This window comes from Arthrobacter sp. 10T425 (assembly GCF_056393985.1).
Genome location: NZ_JBFTGZ010000062.1, coordinates 1 through 511 on the forward strand (window position 1 = coordinate 1; position 511 = coordinate 511).

2 protein-coding genes are annotated in these 511 nt (G+C 72.0%); both read left to right on the plus strand.

Annotated elements, in window-relative coordinates; translation table 11 throughout:
- Positions 1-219 (plus strand): MetQ/NlpA family ABC transporter substrate-binding protein (locus AC1DDH_RS20515; RefSeq protein ID WP_476956218.1); only part of this gene is annotated, 219 nt, incomplete at its 5' end.
- Positions 213-511: hypothetical protein (locus AC1DDH_RS20520; protein ID WP_476956219.1), on the plus strand; the 299-nt coding region annotated here is incomplete at its 3' end. The genes AC1DDH_RS20515 and AC1DDH_RS20520, both read left to right, overlap by 7 nt.

Below are 511 nucleotides of genomic sequence, written 5' to 3' on the forward strand. Positions count from 1 at the left end.
GCCATGCCCTATGCGACGGCGGCCAGCGCCAACCTCGCCCCGGCGCGCGACGCCATCGGCATGGAAGACGCCCGCGTGCCCTGGGCCAATGTGCTGGCCGTGCGCGCTGCGGACTGTGGGGCGGGGTGGGCCGGGGCCACGGTGGCCGCGCTCCACGCCCCGGCTGTCAAGACCTTCATCCTGGCCCGATTCAACGATTCCGTGCGCCGGCCATGGTAGAGGGCGCCACGCTGTCGTTTGACTGCACGGCCTGCGGCAAATGTTGCAACTCGCCGCCGCTGATGAGCCTGCCGGAGCTGTTCCGCCATGCCGACCGCTTTATCGGCGCGCTGGCGCTGCGGCGCATCCGCCCGCCGGTGGCCGGCACGCGCCATGCCGTGGCGGGACGGGTGGTGGAGGTGGGGGAGGAAGACGTCGCGCAGTTCCACGCCATCGCCCGCCGGCAGGGCCATGCGCTGCCCGGCGGGGAATATCTGGTCCTGATGACGCAGGCCATCGACTATCCCTCGGC